A 14715-nucleotide genomic window follows, 5' to 3' on the forward strand; every position below is an offset into this window, starting at 1 on the left:
ATATGATTAAAAATGAATTATATGAAACAAAGATATTCCACATTGGAATGCCTTTTCATTGAGGGTGCTGGAGGGCGTTGAGAGGGCGCAGTCATGGACAAACTCGATCTGAACCTGCTTAAGCTGATGCTGGTGCTGCTGGAGGAGCGCAGCGTCACCGGTGCGGCGCAGCGTCTGCACCTGAGCCAGTCGGCGGTCAGCAAACAGCTGGCCCGATTGCGTCAGCAACTGGCGCCTCGGCTGGGGGATCCGCTGTTCGTGCGTCAGGGCCAGGGGCTGGCGCCCACCCCGCGGGCTCTGGCGCTGGAGCCCCAACTGCGCCAGTGGCTGCAGCAATCCGATGCCCTGCTGCAGCCAGACTCCTTTGAGCCCACAGAGGACCAGGCCCAGTTTCGCCTGGCCCTGGCGGAGACCGCCTTCCACACCGTGGTGCCGATGCTGCCCCACCTGGCCCAGGCCGCTCCAGGCCTGAAGCTGGACATGGTGCCGCAGCCGCGGGACCAGTTTGAACAGCTGCAGCGCGGTCAGCTGGACCTGCTGATCCTACCGCGGGACACCGACGCCCGGGTGCGCGCCCCCTGGCATGTCGATCACCTGCCTGCGGAGCTATCGAACCAGGAGCTGTACCAAAGCAGCCACGTCTGCCTGATGCGCCAGCACCACCCGGCCCTCAGCCAGCCCTGGGATCTGGACGCCCTGCTGGCCCTGCCCCAGATCCATATCTGGGTGGAAGGCTCGGAGTTCTGGTTGATGGACACGGTACTGGACAGCATGGGTCATCGTCGCACCCCGGGGGCCAAGGTACCGGATTTCCATAGCGCCGCCGCCATGGCGCAGCACTCCGACATGATGTTCGTCTGTGACGCCACCTTCGGTGCCCAGCTGTGTCAGCGCTTTGCCCTGGCCACCCTGCCTCTGCCCTTTGCCCTGGGCCGCATCAGCTACCGCATGCTCTGGCCCAAGCCGCTGGATGCCGACCCGGCGCACCAATGGCTGCGCACCTTTTTGCGCCAGCAGTGCCAGCCACTACGGCCATAAAAGGGCTCTGCCCGAATTATCTTTTTCCTCTAATAACCTTCTGATTTAAATCATTAATAGTTGTTAATGCCTTTGCCGGGTTGCCGGCAGCAATCAAAGGGGCGTTCCGCCCCCTTGGAACCCCCGTTTGCCTCCAATCGTCGCTAACCCTCTCTTTCGTAACCAACGTCTGCGGCTCTGGCTTGAGTCGACATCCCAGTCTCCGCAAGCCACTCAGGCCATCCTGGCCTTCAGCCTGGTCTTTGGCCACTTCGTTCGGGCGACTCCAAGTCGGCGAAGAGCTGGTGGTTCACACAGTTCTGATTGTTTAGGCGAGCAAGGTCAGTTCACCCCTAGGTAGGAAAGAGCATAAAAAATACCGCCCTTGGGCGGTATTTTTGTTAGAGACAGAGGCCTGGGGAGATCAGAACACCTCGTTGACGGCGAAGTAGAAGCCGCTCTCGCCGTTACCAAAGGCCATGTCCAGCCGCAGGTTGACGTTGCGCTTCACCTCGAAGCGGTAGCCGGTGCCCACGGTGTGCAGCCATTTGCCCTGGCCCAGCTCGGAGACCGAATCGGACAGGGTGCCAGCACCACCCCAGTAGACCATGCCGTGGCGGCCACGCAAGTGATGGCGATACTCCACTTGGGCCAGGGTCATCTGCCGGTCCCGATAGCGGCCGGCCTCGTAGCCGCGCAGGCGCTTGCCACCACCGAGCATCGCCAGCTGGTCCCAGGGCACCTCACCATGGTTCAGCTCCGCCAACCACTGCCAGGCCAGGATCCCCGGCCCCATCCGCTGGTAGTCGCTGTACTCCAGGTTGATCTTCTGAAACTCGGTGTCGCTGCCCAGGGCACCTTCGTAAAAGGCGACGTCCGCCTGAAGCAACCGGCCCTCGCTGGCATTGAGGATAAAGTCTCTGGAGTCGTGCACCAGGTGCAGGGTCACCGCGCCGGTGGTACTGGTGTCCGGGAACTCCGCCCCACGGGACAGCGGCACCGGCTCACTGCTTAGGGAACGGGCCTCGTTGCGACCAAAATCCAGACCGACACCGACAAAGGTGGCGGGCCAGACCTGTTTGAGTACCTGCGGCTTAAAGCGCAGGCCACGGCGGTCGAAATCGATCTTGTTACCGTCATCACGGCCGTTGCTCAGCCCTGCGCCGTAGAACACCTCGGGGGCGTCCACCATCTCCAGATTGGCAAACAGCCGCAGGCTATCCTCATTGAGGAAGGTCTGGCTGATGATCTCCGCGCCTAGGGCGCCGTTGACCGAGGCGAAGCCATTGATGGTGAAGGAGGAGACCTGGGAGACGCTGTCCTGCTGATCAGGCATATAGAGCCCCACCGCCGACACGCCGATGCCAAACTCCATCTCCGGGGTATAGAAGGGACCAGGCAGCACGCTCCAGTCGATCCCCTTGTCCGGATCGAAGTCGCCATCCGCCCCCAGGTCCTCCAGCAGCTGGTTCATCCGGTTGGACACCCGATCGAACCAGCCTGAGGACTCCGCCTGGGACTCAGGCTGGGGCTCACTCCGGGCCTCGGCCAGGGCCAGGCCGGGCAACCAGGCCAGCAACAGCAGGGAGCGAAGCATATCCAGTCTCATCAGCTAGGTGCTCGCAGCTTAGCCGAAGCGACGGGAAACGGAGATAAAGCTGGTGCGGCGGGCACCAAAGCCGGACTCCAGCAACACCTCCCAGTCACGGCTCAGGGCGTACTGAGCCCCCACCACGGTGTTCCAACGCGAGGTACCGCTCTGCTCAACGTAGAACTTGCCGTCCGGGGCCAGGCCGTTGATGGCATCGCCAATCGGATCGGGCAGACCCAGATCGGACAGGTTACCGCTGAGGGACTGGTCCACCTTCTGGTACATGGCGCCGGCGAACAGGCGCAGCTCACGGCCGCCGTCAAACTCCCAGCGATAGCCGACCCTCGGCGCCGCCACGAAGGTCTTGATGTCGCCGTCGATGATGGAGAGATCGGTGTAGGTGTAGTTCATGTCCACCAGGGCAAACCAGTTGCCGATGCCGCCTGCCAGGGTGGTACCGGCGCCGTAGGTGCCGCCGTGCAGATCCAGGGCAAAGGGGGCGCCCACCGCAGCGCCACCGAGTCCATCCACGGTGGCACACAGGCCTTTGTTGATCGCATCCTGTAAGGGGTTGCCAGTAGAGGTCACGTTGTCCACGTCACAGCCCAGTGAGCGGATGGTGGCGGTGCTGTCGCCGGAGGTGTAGCCGAGGATACCGTACACGCTCCAGAACGGCAGGATCCAGACGTCACCACGGGCGGTAACGTTGTAGCCCTCGAACTCCGCATCCGGGGCGTCCACCTCGATGGCATCCAGTACCGGGTGACCCGCCAGATCGATGCTGTGCACCTTCACCGGGTTGCTCATATCCATGTAGGAGATGGAGAAACCGTAGGGCTTGGGCAGGGTGTAGCCACGGGCCGCCGCTTCCTCGCCCCAGATGGGGAAGAAGGACTCCTGGGCCAGGGCCGGAGCAACGGAAGCAGCACCAAGTGCCAGGGCTGCAATGGAATTACGCATCAAGGACATCAAATCTCACCACGAAAAAAAGTCCGGCTGGGAGGGCCGGACGATGCAAAGCACGGAAGTCGAGTTAACGCTGATAAGTATGCCCAGCACTAGCTTAAGGCAAGCTGAATCAACGAATTGTCACGGTTGATTCATCACCCGGTCACGGCGATACAATCCCCGCCTCAACTTTTGGATGGCGGAGTTTAGTTCGTCGCCCAACAATTAACCGAGACCAAGATCAAATTACCAGTGAGTGCATTGAGCCTATTCACCCCTCACCGACTGCTTGCCGCTGTGCTGGCGACCCTGCTCACCGGCTGCAGCAGCGTCGCCTGGCAGGGTCAGGTGCGTCCGGACAGCGACACCGTGGCCCGCGCCCTCAATGGCGCTGAAACCCAGGTGGCGCTGTGGGACCTGCCCGCCGACAGCCTGCCCCATTTTCCCGTTCCCCAGAACGTGCGCCCCTGCTGTGCCTTTGGCAACCTGCAGAAGGTGGCCATCGGCCGGGTGCCGATCCCGCTGTTCCGCCTTGGCAACACCGTCGGCGCCGGCGACGTCGGCCCGCACCAGTTCGATGGAGGCACCTTTGCCTACACCTCCTCTGGGGCCAGCGCCAACGGCAACCGCGGCAGCGAAAACAACGGCATGATCTACACCCTGCAGGGTGGCTTTATCGATCTGGCCCATGTGCGGGACACCGCCGATGACACCGTGGCACTGTTCTTCGAGATGGTGCGCCACCTGGGTGAGGAGCACCGCATCGAGCTGCCGGATGAGATCGGCGAGCGCTACATCCAGATGCAGACGGTGGAACTGCCGGAGCTGACCAACCGGGAGCGCTGGGAGCTGGCGGCAGAATTGGCGGCTCGCATGGCCTACTTTAAGGCCGAGTCCCATGAGATCGCCCAGTGGCACGGCTACGCCAGCTTTGCCGGCTGGCCGGAAACCGTATCCGCCTTCTCGCCGGAGGATCTCTACTCCAACATGCTCGGCGCCAAGCTGGCCCGAGCGCTGATCAGCGCCAACCTGGTGCTCAACAGCGATCTCTACAACCAGAGCATGACGCTGTGGCTGGACGAGGCGTTGGACTGGCTGGGCGCGGTGGATCGCGGCACCAGCAATGCCCTGTTCGACGTCATCGATGGCCACTGGTGGGACTCCAGCCGACCCATCCCGGCCAAGTACATGGTAACCCTGCGCCACTACCAGATGGGCGATCAGCAGACCCCCTACCTGGTGCCGGTGGAGTGGGCCCGGGACAGCCGCCACTGGGACCGTCTGGACACCTTCCTGGCCGCTGGGCAGCAGCCCCACCCGCTGGCCCTGCAACCGCAGATGTTCGGGCTGGAGCTGGATACCCTGGCCCAGGTGGTGATGACCGTCTCGCCGCGCTACCAGGCCAGCTTTGCCCAGTTCGATGAGGCGCTGTGGCGTCACGGCTTCACCCATCTGGATTACCCCGCCATTGTCAGCCGCAGTCGCGAGCTGGATCAGATCGAGTACCAGAAGCTGCTCGGCCAGTAGCCGCTCAAAGGGAAAAAAGTCAAAACAGTCAGCGGTGAGTGGTTCCCCATCACCGCTGATGTATAATCGCCGCCGCTGTGCTGCTACCGGCCGGGAACCCCCCCGGTTCAGGGGCAGTCGGGAGGGCGGTTGAACTCCTTGGGCTCCCACATCTGTCATCTCTCGACAGCGCAACCTGAGCAATTTCAACCAAACTCGTTGGGGGGCGGTAAGGCCTGTACTTACCAAACCACGTCACTGACCTTCAACGGGATACACACCATGATGTTTTTCGAAGGCTCCGAGAAGAAAGTCGAAGCCGTAATGCAACCGGGCCAGCCGTCGCTGCGCAGCCTGGGGCGTCCCTTTTGGGCTCAGCTGGTGGCCAAGGCCAATGCTGAGATCCTGTCCTCCGTGCACAACGAGGCGTGTGACGCCTACCTGTTGTCGGAGTCCAGTCTGTTTGTCTGGGAAGACCGCTTCCTGATGCTGACCTGCGGCACCACCACCCTGGTCCATGCCGTCACCGAGTTTCTCAAGCACTTCAGCGAAGATAAGCTGGCGATGCTGACCTACCAGCGTAAGAACGAGTACCAGGCACAGCTGCAGAAGAGCAGCTTCAGTGACGACCTGGCCTCACTGGCCCCGCACCTCAAGGGCAAGGCCTGGCGTCTGGGCCACCTGGATGGTCACCATAACTACCTGTTCCATTTGGACCGGCCCTATCAGCCCCAGGCAGACGACGCCACCGGCGAGCTGCTGATGTATCACATCACCGGCGCCGATGCCGAGTACCTGCGCAGTGAGGGGCAAACCCTGGCGGGGATCCAGCAACGGATGGGCTGGTCACAGCTGCTGCCCCAGTTCCAGTTCGACGAGTTCCTGTTCCAGCCCTTTGGCTACTCGATGAATGGGATCTGCGGCGATCGCTACGTCACCATGCACATCACCCCGCAGGAGGACAGCTCCTACGTCAGCTTCGAATCCAACCTCGAGGCCGAGGCGTTGATACCGGTGCTCAACCACCTGCTGCGGGTACTGAAGCCACAAAGCTATGACCTGATCAGCTTCAACCTGCCCTGCCCGCTGGCTCATGCCGAAGGGGTTCAGCTGATTGATCACGCCGAGCAGACCCTGGATATCGGTTACCGCATGGCGTTCCAGCACTTCCTGCTACCAAATACCCAGGTGCGCAGCGCCGATCCGCTATAACTCCAGCGGTTGGGGCTCGGGCTGCCATAAGGCCCAGCCCTGGCCCTGCTTGGCTTCGTACAGGGCCTGCTCAGCATGGGCGAAGAGGTCTACCAGGGTTAACGTCAGCCCTTCCGGGGCCAAACCCGGCGCTATCATCGCCGCGCCGATATTGACCCGCAATCCCCCTTCTGTGAACAGCGCCTGGGCCGCCAACTTGGTGCGGATCGCCCGCACCAGCTTCTCCAGGGTTGCCTGGTCCATCTCGGTCAGGGCCAGCGCAAACTCATCGCCGCCGTAGCGCGCGGCCACCTCACCGCCGCGACGACTGAGCGAGCGCAGCACCCGGGCCAGCTTGAGCAGGGCCTGATCCCCCTGGCCATAGCCCCGCGCCTCGTTAAACTGATGCAGCTGTTCGATGTCCAACAGCAGGATCGCCAGGCCACGACGATGCCGCTGCAGCCGACGCCACTCCTCATCGAGAAAGTCATCCAGGGCACGGCGATTGGGCAGACCGGTCAAGGAGTCGGTGCGGGTCAGGTTGGCCATCTTCTCCTCCTGACTCGCCAGCATCCGCATCAGGCCATTGAACACCTTGGCCAGTTGGTGAAACTCCAACAGTTCAGCCCGACTGTTGACGCTGCGAAACTGCTGGTGCCGCTCCATCGCTCGAATGGTGGCAACGCCCCGCTCCATCGGCCGCACCAGGATCTTGTACTGCACCAGCGCGACGATGGCCCCCACCAGGGCGATGATGCCGTAGACCCCCCATTCCAGCTTGCCGATCGCCTCCGGCGGCCGCGCCTTGTGGCGCAGGGTCAGCACCACCGAAGGCTGGCCCAGGGCGTCACTGAGCAGTAGGCTGCGCACCCGCATTGGCCGGCTCAATCGCTCCGGGTGTTCCATCGGCTCCAGGTTCTGATCCGCCAGGGTGGCGGCCCGGTACTCGATGCTCAGGCCACTGCCCTCCTTGAGCAAATCTCCCAACCCCTCGTCGATCCCCTTGGTCAGCATCAGGTAGCCATAGCCGCAATCCTCTGCGCTTTCGCGACAGATGGTGGCGGCGGCGTAGAAGTCCAGCTTGTCCCCCAGCTTAAGCAGGCCGCTGCGCACCCGCGGTTGCTGCGGATGCAGGATCGGCATCAGCCGGGCACGACGGTAGGCCTCCTGGCTATCCAGGAAGTTGCTGACCGAGTCGCCGGCGTGCTGAGCACTGACCAGCTCCAGCGCACTGTTGAACAGGTAGACCCCGTCCAGCAGCGGGATGTCCACGGTCAGCAGCGGCGGCAGGGTGCGGCCGGCCAGGGCGTCAATGATCGCATCCGAGCGGGCCAGTTCCTGGGTCACCGTCTCCAGCTGGCGGATACGGCCATCAAGATGAAACTGTACCCGGTTGATCTCATGACGCTGGGCCGCCAGCACCTGCTGCTCCACGTAGGGCAGCACCACGGCGTTGCGCACCAGCCAATAGCAGAACAGCAGGATCAGCACCACCAACAGGGTGGTGACCAGGGAAACTTGCCGTAGGGTCATGGCGTCCTCCTCTGTGGCAAGTGTGGCACGCAGACACAAAAACGGCGGCCCATCTGGCCGCCGTTGATAAAAAAAGTCTGGATTTACAGTCGGTACTCCACCGTTGCAAAGACACTGCGCGGGGTTCCGGGGTAGCTGCCACCGGAGAAGGTATCAGCGATGGTGACGTACTCCTCATCCAGCGCATTCTCCAGCCGGGCCCGCAGGGTCCAGTGCTCACCTAGCGCCACCGAGGCAAACAGGTTCACCACCAGGTAGCTGTCCAGGCGCACGCTGTTGGCGGCATCGCCGTAACGGCTGCCCCGGTAGATCAGGTTGGTGCCCGCTTCGTAACGCGACCAACCGGCGGTCAAGTCGTACTTGGCGTTGTGGCGGGCACTGCCGGCCAGCTCGTTGCCATTGCTCTTGTCTTCGCTGTCCCGCAGGCTGTAGCTAAGACGATGCTCAAGCGCACCTGTGCTGGCACCCAGCTCCAGCTCAAGCCCCTGGATCAGCGCCTCACCGATGTTCTCCGGGCGGAAAGTCGCCTGGTTGTACTGGATCAGATCCTCCGCCTCCTGGCGGAACCAGCCCAGGCGCAGATCCCATTGCTCCCAGTTGCCTTCCAACGCCAACTCGGCGTTATCGGACTGTTCCGCCTTGAGATCCGGGTTGCTGAACCCCGGGTAGTAGAGATCGTAGAAACTCGGCGCGCGGAACGCGGTACCGATGCTGGCCAGGGCACGCCAGTGGCTGCCCAGGGCCAGGGCGCCGCCCAGCTGCCAGGTGTTGTGACGGCCAAACTGCTCGTTGTCGTCGCTGCGCAGTGCCAACTCCAGTTGATGGCCCCCCTGCACATAGCGCCCCAGGGCAAACAGGCCGGTGTTATCCCGACTCAGGGTCTCCGGAGCGAAAGGCACTCCGCCGCCGGTCATCCAATCCTCTACCGTGGAGTCATCCCGCAGCTCCTCACGACGCCAGTCCACTCCGGCTCCGAGGGTGAAGGCCTGACCCAGCTGCAGCTGGTTGAGCCAGGCCAGGTTGTGCTGGCGCAGATGGCTGTAGTTGGGCGCCTCGCGGTAGCCCAGCTCATCGCGGTAGTCGTAGGCTTTGCTATCGCTGGTTTGCGCCAGCCACTGGGCCTGGAAGTCGTCCCGCTGATAGCCCAGCTGCAGCTGCAGATCCAGCGCTTCCTGGCGGTTCTCTTTGCGTTCGCGGGTATCGGGGATGCCAAACTCCGGCAGACCGAGGCTGGAGTTGTCGTACTGGCTTTCGTTCTGGAACCAGCGAGCGGCACCATAGAGGTCGAAGTGTTGGCCCAGCTCACGGTCGTAGCTGAACAGGGCGCTCTTGCCGGTGAAGCCGTGCTTATCGTCGTCGTTGACGCCGGGCACCGGATGGGCGTTGTAGCCCTCCTCCTCCTCGTAGGCCAGCACCGCCTTGACGGTGCCACCGGCTAGGGTCCCCTGGTGACGGGCATCCGCCTGCCAACGCCCCAGTTCACCGCCGCCGAGACGAACTTGAGTGCCGTCCTGGCCCTGGCGGGTGATGATGTTGATGACGCCGGTCATCGCCTCGGAACCGTAGATGGAGGCCCGGGCACCGCGCACCAGTTCGATCCGCTCGATCTGGGCCACCGGGATGGCGTTGATGTTGGCCGGGCCAGCCACCCCTTGAGCCAGGCGGACGCCGTCCAGCAACAACAGGGTTTGGGCACTGGTGCCACCACGGACGGTGACCGTGGCATTCTGGCCACGGCCGCCATACTGGTTGATGTCGACATTGGGTAGGGTACGCAGGATGTCAGTCAGGCTGTGGGCCTGCATCCGTTCGATCTGGGCACGATCGACCAGGGTCACCGGGGCCAGCACCGTGGCGGCGGGTTGCTCAAAGCGATCGCCGGTGATCACCAGGTTTTCGTCCACCGTCAGGGCCCAGGCCTGGGACAGCGACAGACAGGCCGCCCCTAGGGCGAAGGGGAGTTGCAGCTTTTTCATGGTATTTCCTAGTTCGCGTAGGTCAGGGCGTGAGGGGAGATCGGACTGATGGCCAAAGCCAAACACCGTTGCGCGCCAGTTCCGGGGTCTCACCGGATTCATCCACCTCAACGCATTGCTTCCTTGTCGGCGGCATGATGCCGCCACTCCTATGTCCCTGGGTCAGTAGCTTTTACTGACGAAGGGGATCTCCTCCTGCCCCAGCTGGGCCTTAACCCGAACCGACAGGCAGAAGAAATAGTTGGTCAGCAGGTTGCCAAGGCGCAGCAGGATGGGATCAACCTCCAGCCCCGCCTCCTCACAACGCACCAGCTGACGAATGCTTTTTTTGGCACCGCTGCGACACAGGTGCAGTGCCATCACCGCCGGCGAGCCGGTAGGCAGGACAAAACCGCTGACGGCGCCAAACCCGTTGTGGTGATCGTAGCGCTGCTTGAGCCAGTCCAGGTCTTGCTCCTCTACCGCCAAACGTCCACGCACAGAGCCGTTAAGGTGGTAGATCAGGGCCTGTACCCGCTGCAGCTCCGGGGTCAGCTGCGCCAACAGCTCCGTTCCCGCCAGCTCCTGCGCCAGCAGCGCCTGGGCGTTACCGGTGAGCGAGCACAGCTCGTCGGTCTGCACCTCAAAGTCGCAGCTGGGGCCGGTTTCGAAGATAAAGGGGTAGCACAGCTCCCGCTTATCCGAGCTCAGGCGGCGGGGCATCAGCGTTGCAGCTGCGGGTAATGGCGCGACAGCATGGCGTAGCCGCCAAACAGCACCGCACTGAACAGCCAGGTGCTGGCCAGATCATGCTGCAGGAACGGCAGCCCCATCACCCAGCACTGCACCAGCCCGGCCCAGGTGTGGGGATAGAAGTCGGTGACCGCCCACATGCCGGTATTGGTGATAAAGAAGAACTGCAGACTGCTAGCCACACCGGCCAGGGCGATGGTCGCCACGCTGCGACGCTGACGCAATAGCATGCCGATGCCGGCGGTGATCGCCATCGCCAGGTAGACAAACAGCATGGTCTCATGCAGACCGATAAAGAGATCGCTCAGCAGCATCGCCACCAGCGGAACCACCAGGGCGAGGCGCTTGCTGTCAAACATGGCGCCGGCAAACAGGCCCATGGCCGCCACGGGGGTGAAGTTGAATGGATGCGGCAAGACCCGGTACAGGGCGCACAGTGCGATCAGCACAGTAACCGCGATCACTTTGTTTCTCATGGTGTTCTCCAGTGGTGTCCCGTACACTCCGGGCCCATACAGGATACGGAGTTCGCTGAGGAACTTCCAGTTTGGACGGCTAGAAATCTTAACGTCCATTACCACACCATAACAAGAGAGAAACACACCGTGCCTCATCTGCGTCTCGAATATGCCCAGGAGCTGGAAGGGCTGTGCGATATCACCGCTGTGCTGGAACAGCTGCATCATGCGGCGCTGGCCACCGGTCAGTTTCAGGCCGCGGCCATCAAGGTTCGTGCCCTGCCCTGCTGCCACTACCTGGTGGCCGGCCAGGCCCGCGCCTTTGCTCACCTAGAGGTGGCGATCCTACCCGGCCGCGATGCCGTTACCCAGGGGGCGATCAGCGACACCCTGCTGGCCGCCCTGGTGGCCGCCATGCCGCCATTAGCCAGCGCCTCGGTTAACCTGACCGAGCTGTCGGCGCTGGCCTATCGCAAGCACAACGACGGCTGAGCAAAGTCTGGGCATTTGGGCCTTCGGGGCCTTGCTGTCTGCCCCATCGCCGGTAAATACTGCATCATCACTGACGTATTGGAGCGCTGCTATGGAGATGAATCTCAGCCTCAACGAGGCCCGGGTGATAGGTTGTTTGCTGGAGAAGGAGAGCACCACCCCCGACCTCTATCCGCTGACCCTGAACGCCCTGAAGGGGGCCTGTAACCAGAAGAGCAATCGGGATCCGGTACTGAGTCTCTCCGACGGTGAGGTGCAACACACCCTCAATCAGCTGCGGGACAAACGGATGATCAGCGAAGAGGGCGGCGCCCGCGCCAGCAAATACAAGCACCGCTTCTGCAATACCCCCTTCGGTGGCCTGCAACTGTCTGAACAGGAGCGTGGCATCGTCTGCGTACTGCTGCTGCGGGGCCCGCAAACCCCCGGTGAGCTGCGCTCCCGCACCAATCGACTGTGTCAGTTCGACGACGTCAGCCAGGTTGAGGCGGTGCTCAAGCAGATGGCCGAGCAGGGCTACGTGGTGCAGCTGCCGCGGGAAGCCGGTAAACGGGAGAGCCGCTACGCCCACCTGTTCTCCGGCGAGGTGGAGATGGTTACCACCGCCGATGTGGCCGCCGACGACAAGGCCCGCATCCTCCAGCTGGAGCAGGAAAACCGCGTGCTTAAGGCGGAGATCGCCCGGCTTCAGGCGCAACTGAACGGCGAATGATCCCCCCGGGCGCGTCAGCCCGGCGCGCCCTGCGACTTCGTTGTCAGCCGCTGCCATTCCCGTCGCAGCAGCACAATTACCCCCAGCGACAGCACCAGGTTGGAGACAGGCACCGCCAGCCAGATCCCGGAAACCGACAGCAGCTTGGGCAACAGCCAGAGGAATGGCAGCTGGACCAGCATGTTGGCCAGGGTGATGGCGGTGGCCTTACGGGCCATCCCCAGGCTTTGAAACAGCACCCCTGCTGAGAAGATCAAACCGTCCAGGAACATCATCGACAGGTGCAGCCGCATCCCCAGCAAGGTGGCATCGAACAGTTCCCGGTCATCGCCGCCAAACAGATGGATGATCGGCCCCACCCACAGATTAACCACCAGCACCGCCAGCACCCCACTGCCGACCGCCACCCACAGCATGCGTTGCACAAACTGCTTCATCCGGGTCAGCTCGCCGGCACCATAGTGGTAGCTGATCAGCGGTTGGGTGCCGGAGGCGACCCCTTCCGCCAGCAGGTAATACAGGGTGGCGGTGTAGCCGACGATGGCAAAGGCCCCCACCAGCACCGCATCGGCGTAATGCAGGAACAGCGCATTGTGCAGGGCAACAATAAAGCTGAAGTAGCTGTACATCAGCAGGCTGGACAGACCGATGGCGCAGCTGCGCAAACTCAGGCCCCAGTCCGGCGTCAGATCCCCCAGGCTCAACCGAGTCTGTGCCCGGGCACTGAAGAAGTGCGCCAGACCCATCGCCATCACCACCGCCTGAGATAACGCGGTGGCAATCGCCGCACCGGTTAGGCCCCAGCCCAGCAGGGCGACAAACAGCGCATCCAGCAGCACGTTGAGTACCGCGCCCACCGCAATCATGGCGGTAGCCCGGTTCGGGGCCTCGTCATTACGCACCATAAAGGGTAAGGCCATGCCCCCTAAGGCCAGGGGCACGGCATAAAAGAACACCCGCAGGTAATCCTGGGCATGAATCAGTGCCTCACCACTGGCGGATTGCCACAACAGCGCCTGCTCTCCCCACAGCCCCAGCAGGGTCATCCCTACCAGGCCCAGCAGCACAATCAGGACAAAGCCGTTGCCCAGGGCCCGGCGTGCCTGAGCCGGGCGCTTCTCGCCCCGGGCCAGTGAGCTCACCGCGCCGCTGCCCACCCCGATCATCATGCCGATGCCATAGAGCGCGCCTATCAGCGGCCAGGCCAGGTTGATCCCCGCCAATCCCTCGGCGCCAACGTAGCGGCCAATGAAGATCCCGTCGATCACCTGGTACAGGCCACTGACCAACATGGCGGCCACGGTAGGGAGTACGTAGCGCCAGAATTGGCGATCCACGCTGCCTTGAGAGAGTTGGGTTTGCCCCATCGTCGACCTCATCAAACTCGGTTAGAGTCTCTAACTAATTAACCAAAAAAACTCAGCGCTGGCCGGACTGGCTCTGTTGCACCATGCGCTGCAACAGGGTCGCCAATTGCTGATGCTCCGGCTCAGTCAGCCCCGCCAGCAACTCGCCGACAAAGCGGGCATAGGTTTCCCCGTCGCGGTTCAACAATGTCCGGCCGGACTCACTCAGTGACAGCAGGCTGGCACGGCCATCCTCGGGGCAGGCATTGCGCTGCAACAATCCCTTGGCCTGCAACCGTTTGACCATGCTGCTGGCCGTCGGCTTGCTGACCCGCATCTCCAGCGCCAGATCCGACAGCCGCACGCTACCCAGCTCCGCCAGGGTCTGCAGGTAATCGTATTCGCCGTAGCTCAGCGCCATGCCGGCATCTTGCGGCAACTCGCGCCAACGACGGGTGATGTGGCGCTCCAGCGCCATCAGTGCGTGTTCCACCTTCATACCAGCAATTTTGTTAGACAGGCTAACCAAATGCAAGCGCTGCTCACCAGTCCAGTCCCTGTTGGGCTTTAATGCCGGCCTCGAAGGCGTGCTTAACCGGCGCGATCTCCGATACCGTATCCGCCATCTCCAGCAGACGGCGGTGACAGGCCCGGCCAGTGATCACCACGTGTTGGTGCGCAGGGCGGGCGGCAATGGCGTCACACACCTGCTCCAGGTCCAGGTAGTGGTAGCTGAGCATGTAGGTGAGCTCATCCAGCAGCACCAAATCGACCTTGGGATCCGCCAGTTCGGCTCGGATCCCCTGCCAGACCCGCTCGGCGGCCTGGCTGTCACCCTGGCGATCCTGGGTGTTCCAGGTAAAGCCGGTCTTCATCACGTAAAAGGGCACACCCATCTGCTCCAGCACATTGCGCTCGCCGCAGGGCCATTCCCCCTTGATAAACTGGGCCACCGCGCAGCGCTTGCCATGGCCTACCGCGCGCAGCACGGTGCCAAAGCCGGCGGTGGATTTGCCTTTGCCATTGCCGGTGAGCACCAGCAACACGCCACGCTCTTCGGTCGCTTGTGCCACCTTGGCATCGACCTGCTGCTTCAATCGCTGTTGTCGTGCCTTATGTTTATCGCTGTCTCTTTCAACCATGGGCCATCCCTGCTGTTCGTTGGCGGTTGTGCTGGAGCGGTAAGTGTGCAGCCAATGGCCCGCAGCGTCCA

Annotated in this window: 14 protein-coding genes; 5 read left to right on the forward strand and 9 right to left on the reverse strand. The window is 62.7% G+C overall.

Going from position 1 to position 14715, the window contains the following annotated elements:
* The first annotated feature begins 93 nt into the window (after positions 1-93).
* Entirely contained in the window at positions 94-1038 is a 945-nt protein-coding gene (locus BUC04_RS11560) for a LysR family transcriptional regulator (RefSeq protein WP_067657084.1), read from the forward strand.
* Positions 1039-1441: 403 nt separating this feature from the next.
* Here the strand turns inward: BUC04_RS11560 and BUC04_RS11565 are convergent, their stop codons facing one another.
* Together BUC04_RS11565 and BUC04_RS11570 are read right to left on the reverse strand one after the other, a co-directional pair.
* Positions 1442-2614, reverse strand: coding sequence for a BamA/TamA family outer membrane protein (locus BUC04_RS11565; RefSeq protein WP_067657087.1), 1173 nt, complete (start codon positions 2612-2614; stop codon positions 1442-1444).
* Between the two features lie 30 nt (positions 2615-2644).
* On the reverse strand, positions 2645-3568 hold the full coding sequence (locus BUC04_RS11570; protein ID WP_067657090.1) for a hypothetical protein: 924 nt from the start codon (positions 3566-3568) through the stop codon (positions 2645-2647).
* 249 nt (positions 3569-3817) lie between these two features.
* On the opposite strand from BUC04_RS11570, the gene BUC04_RS11575 reads away from it, so the two are divergent.
* On the forward strand, positions 3818-5083 hold the full coding sequence (locus BUC04_RS11575) for a DUF4056 domain-containing protein (protein WP_082766582.1): 1266 nt from the start codon (positions 3818-3820) through the stop codon (positions 5081-5083).
* A 261-nt stretch (positions 5084-5344) separates the two neighbouring features.
* Positions 5345-6274: an adenosylmethionine decarboxylase gene (locus BUC04_RS11580; RefSeq protein WP_082766583.1), complete on the forward strand. Its 930-nt coding sequence runs from the start codon at positions 5345-5347 to the stop codon at positions 6272-6274.
* On the opposite strand, the gene BUC04_RS11585 is transcribed toward BUC04_RS11580, so the two are convergent.
* The 4 genes from BUC04_RS11585 to BUC04_RS11600 all read right to left on the reverse strand — a co-directional run bounded on the left by BUC04_RS11585 (position 6269) and on the right by BUC04_RS11600 (position 10970).
* Positions 6269-7786, reverse strand: coding sequence for a GGDEF domain-containing protein (locus BUC04_RS11585; protein WP_067657092.1), 1518 nt, complete (start codon positions 7784-7786; stop codon positions 6269-6271). The two genes, BUC04_RS11580 and BUC04_RS11585, sit on opposite strands and share 6 nt — an antisense overlap.
* An 83-nt stretch (positions 7787-7869) precedes the next feature.
* Positions 7870-9762 (reverse strand): TonB-dependent receptor domain-containing protein, encoded by a 1893-nt coding sequence (locus BUC04_RS11590; RefSeq protein WP_067657096.1) that lies wholly within the window; start codon positions 9760-9762, stop codon positions 7870-7872.
* A 162-nt stretch (positions 9763-9924) separates the two neighbouring features.
* Positions 9925-10464 carry a cobalamin adenosyltransferase gene (locus BUC04_RS11595; protein ID WP_067657099.1) on the reverse strand — a complete coding sequence of 180 codons (540 nt, stop codon included), beginning with the start codon at positions 10462-10464 and terminating at the stop codon, positions 9925-9927.
* Positions 10464-10970 carry a DUF6580 family putative transport protein gene (locus BUC04_RS11600; RefSeq protein ID WP_067657102.1) on the reverse strand — a complete coding sequence of 169 codons (507 nt, stop codon included), beginning with the start codon at positions 10968-10970 and terminating at the stop codon, positions 10464-10466. Before BUC04_RS11600 ends, BUC04_RS11595 begins: the two co-directional genes overlap by 1 nt.
* Before the next feature lie 129 nt (positions 10971-11099).
* Between BUC04_RS11600 and BUC04_RS11605 the strand changes: the two genes are divergently transcribed.
* Positions 11100-11444 (forward strand): 5-carboxymethyl-2-hydroxymuconate Delta-isomerase, encoded by a 345-nt coding sequence (locus BUC04_RS11605; RefSeq protein WP_067657105.1) that lies wholly within the window; start codon positions 11100-11102, stop codon positions 11442-11444.
* 97 nt (positions 11445-11541) lie between these two features.
* Entirely contained in the window at positions 11542-12156 is a 615-nt protein-coding gene (locus tag BUC04_RS11610) for a YceH family protein (RefSeq protein ID WP_200804686.1), read from the forward strand.
* A gap of 14 nt (positions 12157-12170) precedes the next feature.
* Here the strand turns inward: BUC04_RS11610 and BUC04_RS11615 are convergent, their stop codons facing one another.
* From BUC04_RS11615 to cobO, 3 genes are read right to left on the reverse strand one after another with little or no spacing between them, the layout of a single operon-like run.
* A complete protein-coding gene (locus tag BUC04_RS11615; RefSeq protein WP_067657111.1) occupies positions 12171-13523 on the reverse strand; it encodes an MATE family efflux transporter in 1353 nt (450 codons plus the stop codon).
* A gap of 52 nt (positions 13524-13575) precedes the next feature.
* Entirely contained in the window at positions 13576-13995 is a 420-nt protein-coding gene (locus BUC04_RS11620; protein ID WP_159437692.1) for a MarR family winged helix-turn-helix transcriptional regulator, read from the reverse strand.
* Between the two features lie 49 nt (positions 13996-14044).
* Positions 14045-14644 carry a cob(I)yrinic acid a,c-diamide adenosyltransferase gene (gene cobO, locus BUC04_RS11625; RefSeq protein ID WP_067657257.1) on the reverse strand — a complete coding sequence of 200 codons (600 nt, stop codon included), beginning with the start codon at positions 14642-14644 and terminating at the stop codon, positions 14045-14047.
* Positions 14645-14715 lie beyond the last annotated feature (71 nt).

Origin of the sequence: Ferrimonas marina (assembly GCF_900129905.1) — a bacterium.
GTDB lineage: Bacteria > Pseudomonadota > Gammaproteobacteria > Enterobacterales > Shewanellaceae > Ferrimonas > Ferrimonas marina.